The sequence below is a fragment of the Rhizobacter sp. genome, assembly GCF_031412495.1.
Taxonomy (GTDB): Bacteria; Pseudomonadota; Gammaproteobacteria; order Burkholderiales; family Burkholderiaceae_C; genus Schlegelella_A.
The window spans coordinates 1-3,824 of sequence record NZ_JANODC010000360.1 but is presented as its reverse complement, the minus strand read 5'-3'; the positions used below and the strand labels follow the sequence as shown (position 1 = coordinate 3,824).

The 3,824-nt window shown below is 69.6% G+C and carries 5 protein-coding genes and 1 pseudogene; 1 reads left to right on the top strand and 5 read right to left on the bottom strand.

Features of this window, described 5'->3' with window-relative positions; translation table 11 throughout:
- From AC30N0_RS13235 to AC30N0_RS13215, 5 genes and pseudogenes are all read right to left on the bottom strand, one after another.
- Positions 1–197, bottom strand: a pseudogene (locus AC30N0_RS13235) (sulfate ABC transporter substrate-binding protein); the annotation flags it as partial.
- A gap of 51 nt (positions 198–248) precedes the next feature.
- Positions 249–413 carry a hypothetical protein gene (locus AC30N0_RS13230; protein ID WP_489518376.1) on the bottom strand — a complete coding sequence of 55 codons (165 nt, stop codon included), beginning with the start codon at positions 411–413 and terminating at the stop codon, positions 249–251.
- Between the two features lie 205 nt (positions 414–618).
- Positions 619–927: a hypothetical protein gene (locus tag AC30N0_RS13225; protein ID WP_489518375.1), complete on the bottom strand. Its 309-nt coding sequence runs from the start codon at positions 925–927 to the stop codon at positions 619–621.
- A gap of 24 nt (positions 928–951) precedes the next feature.
- Positions 952–2,610: a GMC family oxidoreductase gene (locus AC30N0_RS13220; RefSeq protein WP_489518374.1), complete on the bottom strand. Its 1,659-nt coding sequence runs from the start codon at positions 2,608–2,610 to the stop codon at positions 952–954.
- Positions 2,611–2,653: 43 nt separating this feature from the next.
- Positions 2,654–3,445, bottom strand: coding sequence for a helical backbone metal receptor (locus AC30N0_RS13215; protein WP_489518373.1), 792 nt, complete (start codon positions 3,443–3,445; stop codon positions 2,654–2,656).
- A gap of 159 nt (positions 3,446–3,604) precedes the next feature.
- Here AC30N0_RS13215 and rbp point away from each other — a divergent pair.
- The coding region (rbp, locus tag AC30N0_RS13210) for an RNA-binding regulator (RefSeq protein ID WP_489518372.1) at positions 3,605–3,824 on the top strand (220 nt) is incomplete at its 3' end.

Here is a 3,824-nt window from a genome sequence, read left to right as displayed (position 1 = left end):
AGGATCACCGTCACCGAGGTCGTCGGCGCGGCATTGTTCGGCAGGCGCTTCGCCCAGTCGTCCGGAATCAGCTTGCCGCGCGACGCCAGGATGTCGACGTCGCTCGACTGGTTCATCGTCACGACGTCGGCTTCGAGGCCGTCGAGGACGGAGCGGGCCTGCTTGCTCGAGCCGCCGTGCGACTGGTTGATCGTCACGTCCTCGCCGGCCTGCTGCTTCCACGCCTTCTGGAAGGCCGGGTTGATCTCCTAGTAGAACTCGCGCGCGACGTCGTAGCTGACGTTGAGGAGCGTCGGCCCGGCGGCGAACGCGGCGCCGGCCGAGACGAACACGGCCGAGCCGATCAGGAAGCCAGCGGCCGAACGCAGGGCGCGACGACGCGGCAGGGATGACGGGGTGCGAGCAGAGGACATGGCAGACGCCCGGAAAAAGGTGAACCGAGCATGGTAGGTCGCGCCCCGCTCCCGCAAAGACCCAATGGTCCGATCCTTATGCCGGGCGCGGGGTCAACCCGAACCGCGCTCCGCAGGGAGGCCACGGACCTGGCCCGGCTCCGCGGTCCGCGCCTGCGTCGCCGGGCCGCGTAAGAAGGTCCTCTCGCCGGCGGCGATGAGGAGCTCAGCTCCCGACGCGCAGCATGTCGTGGATCTCGTGCTCGTGCGTCGGCGGCCCGTCCAGGTTGACGGTACGCCAGCCGTTGTCGTACTCGACGACGCGAAAACGCCGCATCGGCATCATGCCGTGCCCGGTGGGGAAGAGGGCGAACACGTCCTCGTGGCGGTCGAGCGCGGCCACCACCTCCGCCACGTCGGCCACCTCAGGCTCGGTGTGCCACTCGTTGGTGCCGGTGTTCACCGGCCCCCACTCCACCCCGGTGACGCGGCCGTCGGGATCGAGGCGGACTTTGGCGACGGCGTGCACTTTCATGGCGGCTCCGGACGAGGCAGGGGATCAGTATGCCGCGCCCAGGATCCACTCGGCGGCACGCTCGGCGATCATCAGGGTGGGCGAATTGGTATTGCCGCTGGTGATGGTCGGCATGACGCTGGCGTCGACGACGCGCAGGCCGCCGATCCCGTGCACGCGCAGGCGGGCGTCGACCACCGCCATCGGGTCGGCCGCCGGGCCCATCTTGGCCGTGCCGACCGGGTGGAAGATCGTCGTGCCGATGTCGCCGGCGAGCTGGGCCAGGTCGGCGTCGCTCTCGTACTGCGGGCCGGGGCGCAGCTCGCGCGGCCGGAAGCGGGCGAGCGCCGGCTGGTCGACGATGCGCCGGGTCAGGCGCAGGCTCGCCGCGGCGATCAGCCGGTCGGCGTCGGTGGCGAGGTAGTCGGGCGAGATCCGCGGCGCCGTGTCGGCGCGGGCCGAGCCGATGCGGACATGGCCGCGGCTGGTCGGGTTCAGGTTGCAGACGCTCGCCGTGAAGGCGTTGAACGGATGCAGCGGCTCGCCGAACGCATCGAGCGACAGCGGCTGCACGTGGTACTCCAGGTTGGCGTGAGGAACGTCGGGGCTGCTGCGCGTGAAGGCGCCGAGCTGCGACGGCGCCATGCTCATCGGCCCGCTCCGCTTCCACGCGTAGTGCAGGCCGATCAGGGCCTTGCCCCAGGGCGTCGCCACCATCGTGTTGAGTGTGCGCGTGCCCTCGACGCCGAAGACGGCGCGGATCTGGAGGTGGTCCTGCAGGTTCTCGCCGACGCCGGGCAGGGCGTGTCGCACCTCGATGCCGTGCGACTGCAGCAGGGCCGGCGGGCCGATGCCGGAGAGCTGCAGGATCTGCGGCGTGCCGATGGCGCCGGTGGCCAGGATCACCTCCCCGCCGGGGGCCACGCGCACCACGTCGCGCTGGCCACCCGCGGCCTCTATCTCGACGCCGACCGCCCGCCGACCGTCAAGCACGACCCGGGTGATGTGTCCGCCCAAGCGCACCTGCAGGTTGGGACGGCGCAAGGCCGGACGCAGAAAGGCCTTGCTTGCGTTCCAGCGAACGCCGCCGCGCTGGTTGACCTCGAAGTAGCCGACACCTTCGTTGTCGCCCCGGTTGAAGTCGTCGCGGCGCGGGATCCCGGCCTCGACGGCGGCGGCCACGAATGCGTCGAGCAAGGGCCAGTGCAGGCGCTGCTTCTCGACCCGCCATTCGCCGCCGGGCCGGCGGCCCGACGGATCGAACCCGGGTGCGGCGTGGAACTCGTCGGCGCCGGCGTGATGGTCCTCGTGCTTGAGGAAGTAGGGCAGGCACTCGGCCCAGCTCCAGCCCGGGTTGGCGCCGTGGCCGTCGCCGGCGCCCCAGCCGTCGTAGTCGCGGGCCTGGCCGCGCATGTAGATCATCCCGATGATGCTGCTCGAGCCGCCGAGCACCTTGCCACGCGGGTTGCGCAGGCTGCGTCCATTGAGGCCCGCCGCCGGCTCGGTGGCGTAGAGCCAGTCGGTTCTCGGGTTGCCGATGCAGTAGAGGTAGCCCACCGGGATATGGATCCACAGGTAGCCGTCCTTGCCGCCGGCCTCGACGAGCAGGACCCGCTTGTTTGCATCGGCGCTCAGCCGGTTGGCGAGCAGGCAGCCGGCGGTGCCGGCGCCGCAGACGATGTAGTCGTAGGTGGTCTCGGTCACGAAGCGGCCGTGAGGTGGTTCGACGAAGACGGGAACGGGCGCATCAGCTCGGGAGGAAGGGCCCGGCATTGTCGGCGGCGATCCGGCGCAGGTAGCGCAGGCCCTCGACGGCACGCACGCCATACCAGCTGAGCAGCTCGCCGTCGACGTGGAGCACCCGCGCCGAAGGGCACAGGCGGTGCGCCGCCTGTCGATGGGCGTCGGTGAACGCGAAAGGCTCCGAGCTGAGGAGCACGAGCTCGACCTCGGCCCGCCACGCCTCGTCGCCCCGCACCGTCGGGTAGCGCGCGGCCCCCTTCGCGCCACCGTGCATCTCCGGCCAGGTCTGCCATCCGACGCGCGCCAGCATGCGCGAGATGTAGGTGTCCCGGGCGACCGTCATCCACGGCTCGTGCCAGATCAGGTAGAGCACGCGGGTCACTCGGCGGCCCGGCTCGGTCCGCGCCAGCTCGGCGCCGATCGATGCCGCCATGACCGCCGCTCGTTCGGCCAAGCCCGGCTGCCTGGCGAAGGTCGCCGCCATTTGCTCGATCAGCGCCGGGTTGTCCTCGGGACCGAGCGGGTGAGTCACGACGACCTCCGGTGCGTCGGCGCCCCAGGCGCGGATCGCCTCGACCGTCTCGAGCCGGTTCTCGTCGACGTTGACGACGACATGGGTCGGCCGAAGCCGCTTCAGCTTGGCGAGGTTCACCGTCTTGGTGCCGCCGACCTTGGCGATCTGCGCCACCTCCGCCGCCGGATGGATGCAGTAGCCGGTGCGCGCGACCAGCCGATCGGCGAGCCCGAGCGCCACCAGCGTCTCGGTGACGCTCGGCACCAGGCTGGCGATGCGCATGTCGTCTGCTCCAAAACAACAAATCCGGTTTGTCCCTGTCAAATCTTGTGGCCAATTCACTTATATTTGCCAGTCTGTGTATGGACGCAGCGCCTTCTTGAAATAGTTCAATGGGTAGAAGCTCCACATCTCGGCAAAGAACAGGAAGGTAGCTCTCCCATGGGCAATAAACTGTACGTCGGCAATCTCTCGTACAACATCCGCGACGACGATCTCCAGCAGGCGTTCGCGCAGTACGGAACTGTCAGCTCGGCAAAGGTCATGATGGACCGGGACACCGGCCGCTCGAAAGGCTTCGGTTTCGTCGAGATGGGGTCGGATCCTGAAGCGCAGGCGGCCATCAACGGCATGAACGGTCAGGCCCTCGATGGCCGCGCGA

Bases quoted from the DNA above. Each gene is read 5' to 3' on its own strand.
- AC30N0_RS13215 (WP_489518373.1), bottom strand. From the start codon at position 3,445: ATGCGCATCGCCAGCCTGGTGCCGAGCGTCACCGAGACGCTGGTGGCG.
- AC30N0_RS13230 (WP_489518376.1), bottom strand. From the start codon at position 413: ATGTCCTCTGCTCGCACCCCGTCATCCCTGCCGCGTCGTCGCGCCCTG.
- AC30N0_RS13225 (WP_489518375.1), bottom strand. From the start codon at position 927: ATGAAAGTGCACGCCGTCGCCAAAGTCCGCCTCGATCCCGACGGCCGC.